The organism is Mucilaginibacter sp. HD30 (assembly GCF_054061755.1).
Map to the genome: position 1 here is coordinate 77694 of NZ_JBSSEO010000001.1, position 16750 is coordinate 94443.

Here is a 16750-nt window from a genome sequence, read left to right on the forward strand (position 1 = left end):
TAACTATACTGAATGTTAACGGTTGTAATTCATAAATGAAGTTAAGAAAATGTTGAAATTATTTAAGTGGTAGTGCTTAAAATTTTGTGCGTGCGGCGGCATTCTTAGGGATTTAGATGATAAACAATTGTATAGTATAAAGATAAAAGTATCTTTATACCAATAGTACCAACCTAACACTCATCGGCCTATGTTAAAGCGCTGCATTACCAACATTTTCCTCACTTTCATTATAACTTCTTTATGCGTTATTGCACGAGGCCAATCTTTACGCGCGATAGGCCAGGAAGTTGCTGCCATTAATAATTATAATACCGACCATACACCTGAGAAGATTTTTATACAAACAGACAAGGGGAGCTATTTTAAAGGAGATACTCTGTGGTTTAAAAGTTATGTGTTTGATGCCGAGCTGGCGGCATCTGCAAAAAGCGGGTTAATGTATATTGAAATTGCAGATGCCAGCAACCGAGTACTTACCCGTAATATGGTATCGCTTAACAGCGGCATTGGTTGGGGCAACATTGCGCTAACAGAACTCCGTTATCCTGAAGGAGCATACATTTTACGCGCGTATACCAACTGGATGCGGAATTTTGGTGACCACTACATTTTTAGCAAACAGTTTAACATTGAAGGTGCCCTGGAAGAAAACTGGATGGTAAGTTCGCGTTTTGAATTGAACGTAAAAAATGGGATTAACAATATTAAAGCCAACCTCGAATTTGTCGGAAACAACGGGCGTAAAATGTTTGCTGAGGATCTTGGCGTGCGTATTACAGCAGCACGCAGTTCACTATATCGTACTAAGTTAAGGACCGGGGTTGACGGGAGTTTGGCTTTTGATTTTAATTTGCCTGATAATACCAATGTAAACCAGTTAAATATTCTATTTTCCCAAAAAAGTAACAACAGCGATGTAAACTTTAATGTGCCTGTTATTATTAACCGAGATGAAAAAACAGATGTGCAATTTATGCCGGAGGGAGGGAGCATTATTGGCGGGATGTTGAACCGCATTGCATTTAAGGCTATCAATGAAAACGGCAAGGGCGTTGAAGTAGAAGGTAACATTTACAACAGTAAGGGGCAGCAGGTAGCAAGTTTTAGATCATCGCATTTGGGTATGGGTTTATTTGAGCTGAACGCAGAAACTAACGAAGTATACACAGCCAAAGTTAAATACAGAAATAAAGATCTGAGCTTTAGTTTGCCGTCTGTAAAAAGTTCAGGTTTAAGGTTACAAGTTAACAATGTAGCTTACAAAGACTCCATTATTGTTACAGTAAACCCAACACCCGATATTAAGTTGGCCAGCGGCATATATTATGTTATAGGGCAAACCGGTAGCAGGGTTTATTTTGGAGCGCTGGTAAACGCCCGCAAAGGTCTAAACCGCTTTAGTCTGAACCGATCTGCTTTCCCAACCGGCGTAGCACGTTTTACGGTGCTTAATCTGGCTAATAAACCGGTAGCAGAACGTCTTATTTTTGTTAACCGGGAAGATAATATCAGCCTGAATATTGTTTCATCTAAACAGATCTATGGCACACGTGACAGTGTGAGCCTTAAGGTAGTAGCGAAAGATCAAAATGGAGCACCCGCGGTGGGTAGTTTTTCACTATCAGTAACTGATGATGCCCAGGTAAAAACAGACACTGCCGGGATAGATAACATAACCGTTAACCTGGTATTAACAACTGATGTGAAAGGATACGTTGAAAACCCAAGCTGGTATTTTTCTAAAGGCGATACATTGGCTAAAGCGAACGCGCTTGATAATTTACTCCTTACACAAGGCTGGGTTAACTATAATTGGGATGAGGCATTTGATGATACCAAACCCGATTTAGCATTTAAGCCCGAACCGGAATTTATGATAAGGGGTAACGTAAAAGGTTTTTTAAGTAAACCGGCCGCAAAAATGCGGGTAGTATTACTGTCAACAAAGCCAACCTTGTTTACAGATACAACCACAGATGATAAAGGCGAATTTACATTTCGCGGTTTGTATCCTGCTGATACCGTTGTTTATACGTTACAAGCCAGAAATAAAAATGATAAACCAGCAAATGCCACAATTGATGTGCAGGAATTTAAAGCGCCTTCTTTTCCTCTGCCTCAGCATCGCCTTATACCGTGGTACATAAACAATGATCCGGAAAGATTCAGCACCATTAACACCAGGAACTTATACAACCAAGAGCAGGATAGCTTACTTGGCGTACGGCAGATGCAAGAGGTGCAGATAAGGAGTAAAAAAATAGTGAAGGACTCAAAAAGTTTAGTTGGACCCGGGGAAGCCGATTTTACCATGAATGAGGAAGATATGCGTGCCCAAGGAAAAGCTACTTTGGGAGATGTATTAAAGAAAAACATAAAGGGGTTTAGTGATATGCATAAAGGCGAGATGCTTTATAATATATACACCCATTCAACAGTTTTTATTTTTGACGGAATTTCTACGCTGGGAATGTTTAGTGATTCCGATGGTTACGGTAGTTACGCCAGGTTCCTATCAACGATATTCAATTATATTACCGCGGAAGATGTGAAAGGGATAGAGGTTATGACGACCGGAAACAATCAGATGCCATACACCACCACCTATGTTAGTCCCAAAGCCAAATCATCTAATTATACATTTGTCGAAGTTACCACCTATTCCGGAAACGGCATTTTTATGAAAAAAACACCTGGCTTTTACCTGCACAGGCCCTTGGTTTTTGCGTCGGCCAAAGAATTTTACTCACCTAAATACACATTTAAAAATTACGCTCCAACTTTAATTGATAGCCGCGCAACTGTTTACTGGAATCCAAATATAATTACCGCTCAAGACGGATCGGCGACCGTAAGCTTTTATACCGGCGACAAAGGTGGAACTTATACATTAACTATCAATGGCGCAGATATGCGCGGGCTGGTGGGGAGTAAGCAAGCCAAAATAATGGTTAAACATTAACATTATTTATCTATGAGTTTAAATTTGAGTGTTTTAAATCTGAAGGGAAAATACAGGATGCATAGCTCGTCTTGTACCGGAAGTCGCCGACAAGTTTGACGTAGCTTTGTAGGGAGGCGTTTTTCCACCCGCTCAAGCGTGTTACTTACATGTTGGAAATTCCGGAATAGAATTGCAACAAAATTCGCGTAATGCAGGGGTATCGGACTAACCCCTCCCCGCCAACGCGCAATTCAACCGCACCCCTCCCAAGGGAGGGAGTTTACGCCACAAAAAAAGCATCGGTCTTGTGCGATTCCCTCCCTTGGGAGGGTGTAGGGAGGGGTTATTGGCAAACCCGCCTCCGCCAAAGCAATTCAACCGCATGCTGCCAAGGGCGGTAGTTTTAATAAAACTAATTTACAACTTTCGCTATCGCCACCGCCCATGCATAATCCCCATCATGCGTAATACTTAAGCTAATGCTGATGTTAGAAAGCTGAGGCTGGTGCAAAATAACATGCGGCCTGCCGCCAATTTTTTCGCGGATGATCTCTATCATTTTCCAGCCTGCTGTTGTTCTATCCAATTGTTTAACGGCTTTGTAAACTGCCTCTTTTGCTGCCCAGGTAGATGCGTAGCGCAGCAACGAGTCAGCAAACTGCTCGCAGTAAGCCATTTCATCAGATGTATAAACTTTGTTTTTAAATCCGGGTGTTAAGGATGCTTCAAAGCCCGGTACAAAAACCAGGTCGTTGCCTGCGGCAAATTGTTGTGCGGCTAAGCTATCAAGGGTATCAGTTAGTTTTGTCTCCATCTACACCAAGCCCCATAATGTTAAACCCACCATCTACATAATGAATATTGCCGGTAACCCGTTTAGATAGGTCAGAGAAGTAATAAAGCGCCGTATCGCCTACGTCGCTTGCGGTGATATTGCCCAGCGGCGCAGTAAATTTGCCTATCTTTCGTAGCGTGCGTACACCGTTTATTCCGCCTGCCGAGGTGGTCATCACCAACCCTGCAGATATAGCATTTACGCGTATTTTCCTTTTCCTGAAATAGCTGGCCAGGTAGATCATGATATTTTCCAGCGCCGCTTTGCAAATGGCCATGCCGGCGTAGGGTGGAAACACCCGTTGTGAAGCATTGTAAGTGAGGGTAAGTATGGAAGCGTCATCGGTGCAGAATTTCTCGGCAACGCGGGCTATCCGCAGCAAGGAGTAAGCGCTGATGTTGAACGCATCCATAAATTCCTCAAATGGTATGTTGATGTATTCGGGAGCGGCTTCGTCAACGCCGGGAATGGTGTAACACATTACATTCTGACTGCCGAAAGCTACGCCGTGGAGTACATAATTTATTGGGCCAAGGCCATCATGCGCAGCTTTTATAAAGGCGGTTATCTGATCCTCATCGCGCACATCAACTTCAGCAGCGAATGCTGTGTCCATGCCGTTTTGTTCCATCAGATGCAGCACCTCGGCTTTGGTATCGGCCATGTAGCTTAATGCCACTTTACAGCCCGATGTGTGCAGCTTTAAAGCCACATCCCATGCAATAGAGCTTTCGTTACGAACGCCAAAAATTACCGCTACTTTACCTTGATTATTTATCATGATGCTTTAAACGTCTCGTGATAGGGCAAGGGCGCTGTTAGTGCCGCCAAAGCCATAGTTTAAGCAAACTATCTGGTTTATTTCTTTTTCAACTGTTTGCTGTGGTATCAGGTGCCTGTATTCGGCAACAGGTTTCATTGGGCCTTTCCATGCATCTTTTAACTGGAAGAACTCTAATTCGGTATTCAATGTTTCCGAATTTATACAAGGCGACACTTTCTGTTTGTCCAACATCTGCAATGCAGCGATCAACTCTACCGATCCCGCAGCCCCCAGCATATGGCCAAACTGCGATTTGGGTGCCGATATATGGTAGCCACTTTCGCCCAATACATCGGCAACACTCAATAATTCTATAATATCACCAACAGGAGTAGAGGTGCCGTGCACTTTCACCACATCGGGCTTAATATGCGCACCACCTGCTGCCAAACCTGCCCATAAACGTTGCTGACCGGCAAATGATGGGGCAAACATATCGCCGTCACCGTCAGAGTTATTGAAGTATTCGTCAATAACGCCATATATTTTTGCGCCGCGCGCTTTAGCCATTTCATACTCCTCTAAGGCAACAACGCCGCTGCCAAATGAGCAGACAAAGCCGTTGCGCTTAAGGTCAAAGGGCCGTGAGCTTTCTTCGGGACTAAAGCCTTTTGCTAAAACCTGCATGGCATCGAAGCCAATAAATGTTTCTAAGGCTGTACCCTCAATTCCTCCAGCAACGGCGCGATCCTGCAAACCAAATTTTATTAAACGATAAGCGTAGCCAATGTTACCCAAACCCGTTGCACAGGCAGAGACAATAGATTCGCAAACGCCACGGTTTTTTATCAGGCAGGATACATTAGCAGCTTCACGATAGCCCATAGCGCGGTCTACCGTATGTGAGCCGGCGTAGCGCGTTTTTTTTCCTTCCTGGAAAAAGCCATGCCATGCCACCCGTAATATTTCGTGCCCGCCACCGCCGGATGCCATAACAACCCCGGTATTTTCCGATCGGGTTTCGGCTTCGGTCCAACCGGCCATTTCAATAGATTCTTTTGCGCCTATCATGGCCCATATGCTGCCCATATCGGCAGTGGCCAGGTTAATATCGGGTATGCGGCCCAGCAGATCAATAAAGGTCTCCGGGTATTCTTCCGAAATGGAGTTGTATATTGGCTCCAGGTCCATCTCTTCGGGGGTAATATAACCCGCTACGGTAGAACGCATTTGTTTACCGCGTGCAACAGCTTTGTCCCACAAACGGATCATGCTTTCGCCGGCAAATAGCTTGTTGCTAAAATTATCAAGCCCCTTACAAGTGGGCACTGCGGCACTCATCCCAACTACAGCAACTTTTCTACCTTGTATAGGCATTATTTACTTCTTTCTTTAGCTAATATTATCAGATCAATAACGTCTTTAACCTTTGATCCCAAACGGTCTATATCGTCATCTTCAAACTCAACATCAAATTTCTGCTCAACCTTTACAGCAATATTGATCAGCTCGGTGCTTGGTGCATTCATATCTGCCAGGAAATCTGTTTCTTCGGTTACACCTTCCAGTTTTGCCGGATCAATTGTTCTAACAGTTTTAAGTACTTCTAACAGATCGTTAAGTATTTGTTGTCTATCTTCCATGCTGTATTATAAGGAGTTAAATATTTCTTTTTTTATGGCCTGGCCGGTTATATCAAACAGTTCGGCTATAAGTTTAAAATCTTTTGGGAGATCGTATGCTAACAAACGTTCCTCGGTAAAGGCGCTAAAATACGCATCCAAATCTAAACCGGGTGGTACTTTGTAAATTCTTCCGTCGCAAATCATCTGCCTGAACTTGTAGAACTTGATGATACCAATGTTAATAAATGTTTCACCTTTTTGCAAATAGTTATGGTAAGTAACACTGCCAATACTGAGGAACACGGGCACAAAATCGTCCCTTAGATCAGCCGGCTTACAGTTCTGCTTTTTACATTGCGCATAAGTACCGCATGATGCAATACTTGCCTGCGCAAATGATTCAACCTGGTCAACACCTCTGAAAATGCCGAAGTGATCTTTAACGTCGCGCTCTTTGGGTGTATAACTGGCTATTACGCCTACTTTAGGCGAGTGATAGTGGTATTTGTCTATTAATCGTTTGGTAGCGCCATGCAATAGCCATTGTTTAGGCTTGTCGCCAACCAGTGTTTCGTGATAAATAGGTTCTTTAGGATCGGCCATAGATTAAAATAAGCCTCCGTTAATATGCACGTTGGTGCCATTAATATAAGAGGCCTTGTCTGATAGTAAAAAACAAATGGTTTCGGCGACATCATTCGGGTTTCCTAAACGTTGCGCCGGAATCATTTTTAAATATTTCTCTTTCATTTCGGCGGGAATATTTGCCGTCATATCAGTTTCAATATAACCCGGCGAAACGCAAAGCACACGGATATTATGCTGATCACTAATAGCAGCGGCCTCCTGAGCCAATGATTTGGAATAGGCCACCAAGCCCGCTTTTGTAGCCGAATACACCGCCTGAAAAGCGTTACCGCTTTGGCCCACTATTGAACTCATGTTAATGATGACCCCGCCACCGTTGGCACTAAACAGTTTCATGGCCATTTTACAGATCATGATAGGTGCTTTGAGGTTAACATTCAACATGGCATCAATATGTTTTTCGGGCTGATAAATGATTGAATTATCAAAGGTTACCCCCGCATTATTAATAACACCATATAACTCGCTGCCGTGTTGTTTTTTTAATTGTTTACAGAATTCAGTCAGCTGTTCGGCGTCTGATAGATCAGCGCATAATATATTACTGTCAGGAATTTTTTCAGTAAAACTTTCAGGGGTCGACGCGTGCAATATCAGATGATAGTGTGGGGCTAATAGTTTTGATATTGCCAGGCCCAGGCCTCTGCTTGCGCCGGTGATAAGTACCTTTTTTTTCAATTTGGTAAGGGTGTATTTATTGCCGCGTTCGCAACGTCGTGATTATTAATTTATCGGATTAAATATAAATATTTTTTTAATCGATTATATAATACTTGCAATCGACCTCGCTTAATTACTTCACAATAACAAATAGCTAAGTTAATTGTTGCCCAAAACAAAAATAGCCCTGCGTTTGCAGAGCTATTCAAGCGTTTTTATTTGATGTTGATGTTATAATATCGTTCGTTTTATACCCATTTCAAGGCCACGCAGTTCTGCCAGGCCTTTCATCCTGCCGGTTACAGAATAGCCTGGGTAGGTATCGTAATTATAATCATCTAATATCTTATGGCCATGGTCCGGGCGCATCGGGATGGCCAGATCTGTCCTTCCGCTGTCTGCTCTTTTCTTTTGCTCTAAGATAAGGGCCTTCATTACGGCATACATATCTGTAGTGCCTTCCAGGTGATTGTCCTCGTAGAAGCTGCCATCGGCTTCGCGCCTAACATTACGCAGGTGTATAAAATGAAAATGCTGGCCCAATCGCTCCACAATACCCGGCAGGTCATTATCCCCACGGGCGCCTAACGAGCCGGTGCAAAACGTAATGCCATTGCTTGGCGATGGTGCAGCATCAACCAAAAATTTCAGGTCAGCCTCGGTAGAAACCACACGTGGTAAGCCTAATATCGCAAATGGTGGATCGTCCGGGTGAATGCACATTTTTATACCCAGCCTTTCACAATCAGGCATAATGGCCTGTAGAAAGTAAGCAAGGTTAGCCTTAAGCGTGGCCGCGTCTATGTGCTCATATTTATCAAGATGTTCTTTAAACTCCTCAATGGTAAATACATCAGTAGTGCCCGGCAAGCCGGCCATAACGGTATTGGTTAGCAGGTCTTTTTCTTCGGCGTTAAGGCTATCCAAATATTCTTTAGCTGCTTTTTGCTGCTCCGGCGTAAACTCATCAAATGCTTCCGGGCGCTGCAAAATATAAAGATCGAACGCGTGCAAAGCAGGAGCGTGGTAACGCAATGCCGAAGCATTGTTCGGCAGCCTGAAATCAAGATTGGTGCGTGTCCAATCCAATACAGGCATAAAGTTGTAGCAAACGGTATAAATACCGGCGGCTGCAAGATTCTCCAGCGTTTCTATATAGTTTTTTATCGCTTCATCGCGGCCGGGGCTTGCAATTTTTATGCTTTCGTGAATGTTAACACTCTCCACAACAGACCATGTAAGGCCCGCCGCTTCAATTATATCCTTGCGTTTTTTTATCTCTTCCGGGCTCCAAACTTGGCCGGGTTGTATGTGGTGCAAGGCGTTAACTATGCCTGTTGCGCCGGTTTGTTTTATCGCCTGCAGTGTAACCGCATCGTTGGGGCCAAACCACCGGAAGGTTTGTTCTAAATCTGGTATCATGATATTAAATCAAAAATTAAAAACCTATAGAGTTACCGCCATCAACAGGCAATACTACACCTGTAATGTATTTAGCTGAGTCAGAAGCCAGAAAATAAACTGCTTCGGCAACGTCCTCGGGGACACCTAAGTAACCCATAGGCGTACGAGACATAACTTTGTTTTTACGTTCCGGGTCACTGTCTAAAGCTTTTGCGCTCATGGCAGTTTTTATAAAGCCCGGGGCCACGCAATTTACGCGGATGCCTTTTGGCGATAATTCAACAGCCATAGCTTTTGTCATGCCGTCTATCGCTGTTTTAGCGGCGGTATAGGCAATAACGTATGGAATGCCGTATTGTGCCGCCATAGAGCTGATATTAACAATGGTGCCTGCACCTTTAGCTAACATGATCTTTACCACTTCGCGACTTACAGTAAAAACCGAGTTTACGTTAGTTTGAATAATGCGTTGAAATTCTTCATCGCTAACTTCTTCAAATTTCTTCTTCAGGTTGATGCCTGCGTTATTAACCAGTATGTCAATGGTGCCAAATTCTGCTTCAATTTCTTTTATTAGGGCAGGAATAGCAGCCAGATCGCTCAGATCGCAAACTTTATAGCTGCAAAGCTCGCCTAATTCATCAGCGGTTTGTTTCAGGTTAGCTTCGTTGCGGCCAACTATTATTGTTTTGACATTTTGAGCTACAAACTTTTTTGTTGTTGCCAATCCCAGTCCGGATGCGCCTCCGGTAACAACAGCTACTTTGGCATTTGTTGATAAAGACATTTATATAGTATTTGTGAAGATGCGATCTCATCTTCTTATGTAAAATTCGGCACCAATATAGGGAGCTTTTAAATTATTAATTATAAAATGGCAACACTTTTTATACTAATACGATGTAGTGAATTTAATAAATATATTCACTGTGCAAAAAAGCAATAATTAAAATTCCCATCATATTAAGGCTGGTGATTAAATGCAATTAAATACTGACCATTAAGTCATTTTTGAAAAATAGATATTGCTTTAATGGAAACTAAATTTTAGTATTACTTAAAATTTAACTGAAATGAAAAAGACACTTTTAACTCTAGTCGTAGTAAGCGTGTTAATGATCGGCTTACAATCTTTTGCAGCACCACAGCCTGCACATTATTCTTTTAAAAAACCAACTTTAGTCTGGTTACCTGGTTACAATGGGCAAATTGCGCTCAGTGGGGGCAGAACGCTTTACATTAACGGATCTTATCCGGGAACTATTACTGACATGGTGATACAGAACAGTGACACTAGTTTGACCACTGTAACCAGTTGGTCAAGCGGTACTACCGATGATACTGTACATGGTGGCTATAAATACATAGGGCATGTTTACTACCTGAATTCGTCATACGAGAATGTTTTTATGTTTGTTTCAAGTCATATAGAAACGGACTTGTAGTAAAATAATTGATAAAGCCACCTAATGATATAGGCGGCTTTATTAATTATTGTTATGCGGTTATATTTACACAGCCTTTAAACTGGTGTGCTTTTGAATTATTTTTTCTGATACGCCGCAACCCGCTCTGCCACAGTAACCATTGGGGCAACCCAAATATCTTTTTCATTTCTTTTCAGGTAATGCAATAGTTTACTGTGCGCATCTAAGCTGACATTGATATTGTGTCCGCCACCTACTCCGTGAAAAAGGAATACTACAAGTTTATGAGATTGTTGCGCTTTCTTTACCAGGTCTATCATGTACTCTGCAGACTGCCCGTTTATCATATAACAATCAATATTATTCAGATCAACTTCGCCTGCGCTCTGAGTGCCTGCGGTTGTGCCGCGTGCGCCTGCAAAGTCTTTTTCAAGATCTTTATAAAACGGAACGCCGTTTATGGTAAGGTCGCCGCAGGGATAGGCATACGTGCGTTTACTTTTGCCGTCAATTGCTTTTAAAAAGGTATTGTAAACACGTATCTCATCAACCGCGCGTACAACGGTATATTTGCTCAGATCATGATCTGGTTTAACAAACGAACGCCCGGCCGGGGTGCCGTCGCAAGGGTGAAACAAACCGTGATTGCCCAGTTCGTGCCCTTTTGCTGCTATTTTGCGCCACTCGGGCAGGCGCTTTTCAATTACAGACGATGAGCCTATCAAATAAAAAGTTCCCTTAAGGTTTAAAGAGTCAAGCGCGGGCGCAACATTGTCAATGTCTATATCAATAGCATCGTCATAAGTAAGCACTACAGCGCATTGTTTATTGTTCCAAATTTTGGTGTCTTGTGCAAAGGCGCCAGCTGCTATTAACATAAAAGCGACTGATGCAATAATTTTTACAGTTCTCATTGTAGGGGTTGATTTTTTAATGGTGGGTACAAAGTACGATGTTCCTGATTTATTTGGCGCGTTAACACCTTATAAATAACGCAAACGAATGCGATATTTTATGCAACTCATTAAACCTGTAAAATTTAAATTTTGAAACAAAAAAGATTAATATTGTATCACGACGATTACAATGGCAACCTCTAAAGTTATTGCGCCGCATAAGTATAAACTATAAAACCAATCAAACTGAAATGAATAAAGCATTTAATCTATCAGCGTTAGCCTTACTGCTTGCGCTTGCCGCTTGCGGAGGGCAAGAAAAAAAAGAAGCAGCAGATTCTCCAAAAGTCGCGGTACAGGACACAGGAAAAAAATATTTAGCCGAACCGCTAATTCGCGACATTTTTACTGCCGATCCATCAGCGCATGTTTTTAATGGCAAGATCTATATTTATCCTTCGCATGATATTGAAGCCGGTATAGCTCAAAACGATAATGGCGATCATTTTGCTATGAAGGATTATCATATCCTATCAATGGATGATGTTAACGGTAAGGTTACTGACCATGGCGTGGGCCTTTCTGTATCAACTATTCCGTGGGCGGGCCGCCAGCTTTGGGCACCTGATGCTGCATTTAAAGACGGCACTTATTATTTATATTTCCCGGTTAAGGATAAGCAGGATATATTCAAGATAGGTGTGGCTACTTCTACCAAACCCGAAGGTCCGTTCAAAGCAGAACCCCAACCTATTGCAGGCAGTTACAGTATTGACCCTGCCGTATTTACTGATGACGATGGCACAAGCTACATGTACTTTGGCGGTATCTGGGGTGGCCAGTTACAGCAATGGAAAGATGGTAAACGCGTTAACGAATCAAAAACCGATCTGGAAAAACCTGAAGAAGCTGCTATTAACTGTCGCGTGGTTAAAATGACTAAAGACATGAAGAGCTTTGATGGCAAAGTACAGGATGCTGTTATTTTAGATAAAGATGGCAAGCCATTGTTAGCTAAAGACCACGACCGCCGTTTCTTTGAAGGATCATGGATGCATAAATACAACGGCAAGTATTATTTAACCTACTCAACCGGCGATACGCACTTTTTGTGTTATGCTACAAGTGATAAACCAATGGGCCCATTTACTTACGGTGGTAAATTTATGGAGCCTGTTGAAGGCTGGACAACCCACCACTCAATTATTGAATGGAAAGGTAAATGGTACATTTTTTATCATGATACCGAAATATCAGGCAAAACTCATTTAAGGAATATCAAGGTTACTGCGCTAACCCACAATGCTGATGGCAGTTTGGCACTCATAAAACCATAATTGTACTCATTAAACATCCCAGAAAGGCCGCTCCGCTATAAATGCAGTGCGGCCTTTTTATTAAAAAGCTCGTTATCCTTTTTCAATTATCTCTCTAACCATTTGCCTTATTTTAAGGCTTATGGCATTGCTCTTTCGCTGCGAGGTTTTTGTAAAAATTATACCCGCGACGTGATGTTTGGAATCTTGCCATGGGTGAGCGCCGAATAGTCCGGGACTGCTGCTTTCCACCACATTTCCGGCCGCATCTACTACATCCAGCCAGTTGCCCACACCGTATTTAACGCTTGCTACTACCGGCTTTGTATATGGATTGGCAGAATATGGCGTTCGTTGTATAACAGCTTTGCGGGTTTGATCGCTCGTCATTATGTTGATGGCATTTTCGCTTAGCACCCGTTTGCCCTTATATGTGCCGCGGTTGGCAATCATTACTAAAAAGTTAATATAGTCTGCTGCCGATGTACTCACACCACCCGCCAACAGTGGGTTTTTTATGCTTAACTGTAAATACACCGCCCGCATCTGGCAAGGTTGAGCTATCTTCTCATCAAAAAGTTGCTGCCATGTCTTACCTGAAACTACCTCGGCAATACCCCCGCCAATTTGCATGGAGGTGCTCCCGTAGTTAAACTTTGTACCCGGTGCGTTAACCAATGCTGTGTGAACCGCAATCGAGTCAACAGCCTGCGCAAGCGTAATATTGCTGCGGTATTCAAATTTACGGCTTAATGATAATATTGAACCGGCATCACCTCCAAAACCTGCCGTGTGCGAAAATAGCTGACGGATGGTGATATTGCCTTTATGATAGGTGCTGAAAAGAGGAAGAAACTTGCCAATGGTATCGTCAAGTGATAGTTTGCGCTCATCAACCAGCGCCATAATAACCCCGGCCGAAAGCCATTTTGATGCAGAGGCTATTCCGTAGTTGGTGTTAACAGTCATGTTTACTTCTTTACGATAGATAACCTCGTCGTTTTGGGTAATCAAAACAGCTACATGGTTATTGTAAGCAGCGATATTTTGCTCTATATATTTGTCAACAGATGAGAAGTCGTATTTATCGACCCGTTCTCCATACTTTACGCTTCCGCTAAACAGAAATATAATAAGCGGTGCCAGCATTAAAAAAAGCCTGCCTGTCATAAGCTTGTTATTTATTATTTGCCTGTCTTAATTCTTTTAGCTCACCACGCATTTCGTCTTTAAATTTAGCGTACTCTTTAAACTGATCTTTGCTTAAAACATCTTTCATCTGTTTATCACGAGTGGCGCTGATTTGTTTGAACTGCTGAAATTTAGCTATACGCCGCACATCACTCTGCTTTAGCGCTACCAGCCCCACAAGGTAAGCAGAATCAATTGCCCTTACTTTTATAGCCTGCTCGTCAGCCAGATCCAACTTTTCTTTATAGGTTTTAAACCGTACCATTAATTCAGACTTTTGGTCCTGTGTCAATTTGGATTGTGCCCTTGCGCCCTGTATGATAAACAAAGAGGCCATTCCCATGATGAATATTTTTTTCATTTCGGTTAATTAGTTAAATGTTAAACAATTTTTTAATAAGCTACCGGCCTATAGCCGCAGGGAAATAACAGCCCTTACTACAGCGCACTTAACAACAATATTAGCCCGCCATTGCTTATAGGGTATGGCCACCAGCGCGCAAAGCAGGTTAAATACGTCTCTTTGTAGCGTCTTTATGTATAGGACGTTGCCAGGGCACGTTTGGTGTCACACAAAACATCATCAAAATAAAAAAAGCGGCGGGTTTTAAGACCCGCCGCTTTTTTTGCCGTGCTAACGGCTCATTTATGATTAGGTTCAGGATGTTTTGGTTTTATTAATAGTCTGTATTTGCTTTAAAATATCATCCACATTATAGTCGGATAGCAGAATGTTGTAATCTTTCCAGAACCTCTCGCCACCACTGCTTTTGTAGTTGTTGATACTCTCGTTACGGCCCATGGTAGATTCAAACGGATCTGCTTTTGTGTCAACAGTAGTTATTTGATAATTGAAATTGATCTGCGCATTAAAATTGTCTTTAGGCGTCGGGCCGTTCACGGCTACTGAATCTGTTCCCTCTACTGATGCAAGCACATATTTATTATTTACCTTTTGATAATTAACCCGCATCCGGTCGCCCGTTATTTTAAGGCCAACCCCATTTATACCTATTAATGATTTCAAAACAAAATTATTTTTGGCAGGTGTTTCCAGCCCTGCAGGGCTAAGGCTATAGTCAAAAGATATAAAAGCGTAAGTTTTTGTATCAATATACATTACCCCGCGGTAAGTGTCTTTTGTTTCACCGCGTTTTTCTTTAAATTCAAGTTCAAACGCATCGCGTCCTTCAATGTCAATTACACCGGTAACTTCATACTCGTGCCGCTCCAGCCCCTCCTCGTTTAAAAAGCCCCAGGCAGGCAGGTGATTCACTATATCCTGCTCAAAAATGGTATTGGGTTTTTGACCAAATTCAAGCGAACTGAAATCGCGGGTGTTCTTTTCGTTGCGGGCCTTTATCAGCTTGAAAAGGTCAGCACGTTTATCGCCATAACCAAAGTTAAAAACGTCAAAAACAGCTTCTGATAATTGCAACGGGGCATCCTTTTTAAAGGTATACATGCGGTAAAATCCGCGCAGCAAATGAGGCTGGTTTATATTATTTTCCGGAATGCGGGCTATCGCTTTTTGCAGGATCTTTACCGCATTGTAATGCGTAATGGTAACCTCCATCAGCTCAATAGTGCTTTTAGCAATTTTTATATTGAGCTCCTGTTCGTTTTTCAGATCAGCCACAGGTATGCGTTTGCTGTCAAAGCCAATGCACGAAACACTCAATGTGTCATTAAAATTGGCTTGCGGAATAAGGAGTATAAATCGTCCTTCATCATTTGTACCGGTTCCTATTCCTTTGTTGTTGATACTGATGCTTGCCCGACCGATAGGATCTCCGGTTTTTTCGTTGGACACTTTACCACTAATAATAATACGCTGCTGCGCGGATGCTGAATTGAATACAGCAAGCAGCAAAAGCAATACAAAAGGATAAAAAATGGATCTATTCATGGCACCAGTTATTATTACAATGCTAAGGTGATTAAAAGTACTTGATAAACAAATTAATATAGACCATGCACAACATTTAAGCGACCACAGGAGCCTCTTTAACGACAACCCGAACGCATAAAAAACAAAAGCCCCGGCATCTGGTTGGTGCCGGGGGCTATACGCTTGTTGGTCTGAATGGCTTATTTCAAATTCTGTTTAAAGAAATCAATTGTACGCGTCCACGCCAGCTCTGCAGCGGCTTTATCATAGCGCGGGGTGGTATCATTATGAAAACCATGATTGGCACCTTCGTAAACAAAGGCCTGGTACTTTTTGCCGTTCTCTTTTAGTGCCGCCTCAAAAGCAGGCGCACCGGCCATTATCCGGGTATCTAACGATGCGTTGTGGATCATTAGCGGCGCTTTTATTTTAGGCACATCAGCCGCAGCAGGCTGGCTGCCATAGAAAGGTACCGCTGCAGCCAGGTCTGGCACGCGTACAGCCAGCATATTTGCTATACCGCCGCCATAGCAAAAGCCAACAACACCAACCTTGCCGTTGCAATCTTTGTGGTTTTTTAAATATTCGTAGGCCGCTATAAAGTCTTCTTCCATTTCTTTGGGGTTGCGTTTACTCTGCATGGTGCGTCCTTCATCGTCATTGCCAGGGTAACCACCCAATGGCGAAAGCGCATCCGGCGCAAGCGAAACAAAACCTGCAAGAGCAGACCTTCTGGCTACGTCTTCAATGTAAGGGTTCAACCCGCGGTTTTCGTGCACTACCAGGATGCCACCCAATTTTCCTTTCGCGTCTATCGGTTTAGATAATAAGGCTTTTATGGTGCCGCCGCCTTTAGGCGATGGATAATTGATGAACTCAGATTTAAGGCGGGGATCATCTTTCTTTATCTGGATGTTCCCTTTATAATCCGGCATCAAAAAACTCATTAACGACGGCACCGTTAAGCCGCCCACGGCATACAGTGAGAGTTTTTGCATAAAATCGCGCCTGTCAAGGCGGTTGTGTGCATAATCGTCGTACAGGTCAAATACCTCCTGCTTAATATCTTCTTTGTTTACTTCGCTCATAATTAAAGGCTTTGTTCAAATTTAGTAAATTGATGTGATGAGTTATTGAAATACGTGCT

16 protein-coding genes are annotated in these 16750 nt (G+C 42.7%); 3 read left to right on the forward strand and 13 right to left on the reverse strand.

Features of this window, described 5'->3' with window-relative positions:
* Positions 1 to 190 precede the first annotated feature (190 nt).
* Positions 191 to 2965, forward strand: a complete 2775-nt coding sequence (locus ACVW2L_RS00370) for a hypothetical protein (protein ID WP_457125961.1) — start codon at positions 191 to 193, stop codon at positions 2963 to 2965.
* Between the two features lie 394 nt (positions 2966 to 3359).
* On the opposite strand, the gene ACVW2L_RS00375 is transcribed toward ACVW2L_RS00370, so the two are convergent.
* The 8 genes from ACVW2L_RS00375 to ACVW2L_RS00410 form a co-directional block, all read right to left on the reverse strand.
* Positions 3360 to 3761, reverse strand: coding sequence for a holo-ACP synthase (locus ACVW2L_RS00375; protein ID WP_457125962.1), 402 nt, complete (start codon positions 3759 to 3761; stop codon positions 3360 to 3362).
* On the reverse strand, positions 3742 to 4563 hold the full coding sequence (locus ACVW2L_RS00380) for an enoyl-ACP reductase FabI (protein WP_457125963.1): 822 nt from the start codon (positions 4561 to 4563) through the stop codon (positions 3742 to 3744). Before ACVW2L_RS00380 ends, ACVW2L_RS00375 begins: the two co-directional genes overlap by 20 nt.
* A gap of 6 nt (positions 4564 to 4569) precedes the next feature.
* On the reverse strand, positions 4570 to 5922 hold the full coding sequence (locus ACVW2L_RS00385; RefSeq protein ID WP_457125964.1) for a beta-ketoacyl-[acyl-carrier-protein] synthase family protein: 1353 nt from the start codon (positions 5920 to 5922) through the stop codon (positions 4570 to 4572).
* Positions 5922 to 6188 (reverse strand): acyl carrier protein, encoded by a 267-nt coding sequence (locus ACVW2L_RS00390; protein ID WP_457125965.1) that lies wholly within the window; start codon positions 6186 to 6188, stop codon positions 5922 to 5924. Before ACVW2L_RS00390 ends, ACVW2L_RS00385 begins: the two co-directional genes overlap by 1 nt.
* A gap of 6 nt (positions 6189 to 6194) precedes the next feature.
* Positions 6195 to 6773, reverse strand: coding sequence for a hypothetical protein (locus tag ACVW2L_RS00395; RefSeq protein WP_457125966.1), 579 nt, complete (start codon positions 6771 to 6773; stop codon positions 6195 to 6197).
* A 3-nt stretch (positions 6774 to 6776) separates the two neighbouring features.
* Positions 6777 to 7496 carry an SDR family NAD(P)-dependent oxidoreductase gene (locus tag ACVW2L_RS00400; RefSeq protein WP_457125967.1) on the reverse strand — a complete coding sequence of 240 codons (720 nt, stop codon included), beginning with the start codon at positions 7494 to 7496 and terminating at the stop codon, positions 6777 to 6779.
* A 213-nt stretch (positions 7497 to 7709) separates the two neighbouring features.
* Positions 7710 to 8900: a mannonate dehydratase gene (gene uxuA, locus ACVW2L_RS00405; RefSeq protein WP_457125968.1), complete on the reverse strand. Its 1191-nt coding sequence runs from the start codon at positions 8898 to 8900 to the stop codon at positions 7710 to 7712.
* Positions 8901 to 8916: 16 nt separating this feature from the next.
* Positions 8917 to 9669, reverse strand: coding sequence for an SDR family NAD(P)-dependent oxidoreductase (locus ACVW2L_RS00410; protein ID WP_457125969.1), 753 nt, complete (start codon positions 9667 to 9669; stop codon positions 8917 to 8919).
* A gap of 328 nt (positions 9670 to 9997) precedes the next feature.
* On the opposite strand from ACVW2L_RS00410, the gene ACVW2L_RS00415 reads away from it, so the two are divergent.
* Positions 9998 to 10327 carry a hypothetical protein gene (locus ACVW2L_RS00415; RefSeq protein ID WP_457125970.1) on the forward strand — a complete coding sequence of 110 codons (330 nt, stop codon included), beginning with the start codon at positions 9998 to 10000 and terminating at the stop codon, positions 10325 to 10327.
* A gap of 98 nt (positions 10328 to 10425) precedes the next feature.
* On the opposite strand, the gene ACVW2L_RS00420 is transcribed toward ACVW2L_RS00415, so the two are convergent.
* Positions 10426 to 11223 (reverse strand): polysaccharide deacetylase family protein, encoded by a 798-nt coding sequence (locus ACVW2L_RS00420; protein WP_457125971.1) that lies wholly within the window; start codon positions 11221 to 11223, stop codon positions 10426 to 10428.
* A gap of 233 nt (positions 11224 to 11456) precedes the next feature.
* Between ACVW2L_RS00420 and ACVW2L_RS00425 the strand changes: the two genes are divergently transcribed.
* Entirely contained in the window at positions 11457 to 12542 is a 1086-nt protein-coding gene (locus tag ACVW2L_RS00425) for a glycoside hydrolase family 43 protein (RefSeq protein WP_457125972.1), read from the forward strand.
* Between the two features lie 72 nt (positions 12543 to 12614).
* Here ACVW2L_RS00425 and ACVW2L_RS00430 read toward each other — a convergent pair whose 3' ends face one another.
* From ACVW2L_RS00430 to ACVW2L_RS00445, 4 genes are all read right to left on the reverse strand, one after another.
* Positions 12615 to 13691: a serine hydrolase domain-containing protein gene (locus tag ACVW2L_RS00430; RefSeq protein ID WP_457125973.1), complete on the reverse strand. Its 1077-nt coding sequence runs from the start codon at positions 13689 to 13691 to the stop codon at positions 12615 to 12617.
* Between the two features lie 7 nt (positions 13692 to 13698).
* On the reverse strand, positions 13699 to 14073 hold the full coding sequence (locus ACVW2L_RS00435) for a hypothetical protein (protein ID WP_457125974.1): 375 nt from the start codon (positions 14071 to 14073) through the stop codon (positions 13699 to 13701).
* A gap of 297 nt (positions 14074 to 14370) precedes the next feature.
* Positions 14371 to 15621, reverse strand: coding sequence for a carboxypeptidase-like regulatory domain-containing protein (locus ACVW2L_RS00440; protein ID WP_457125975.1), 1251 nt, complete (start codon positions 15619 to 15621; stop codon positions 14371 to 14373).
* Between the two features lie 182 nt (positions 15622 to 15803).
* Positions 15804 to 16691, reverse strand: a complete 888-nt coding sequence (locus tag ACVW2L_RS00445; protein WP_457125976.1) for a dienelactone hydrolase family protein — start codon at positions 16689 to 16691, stop codon at positions 15804 to 15806.
* Positions 16692 to 16750 lie beyond the last annotated feature (59 nt).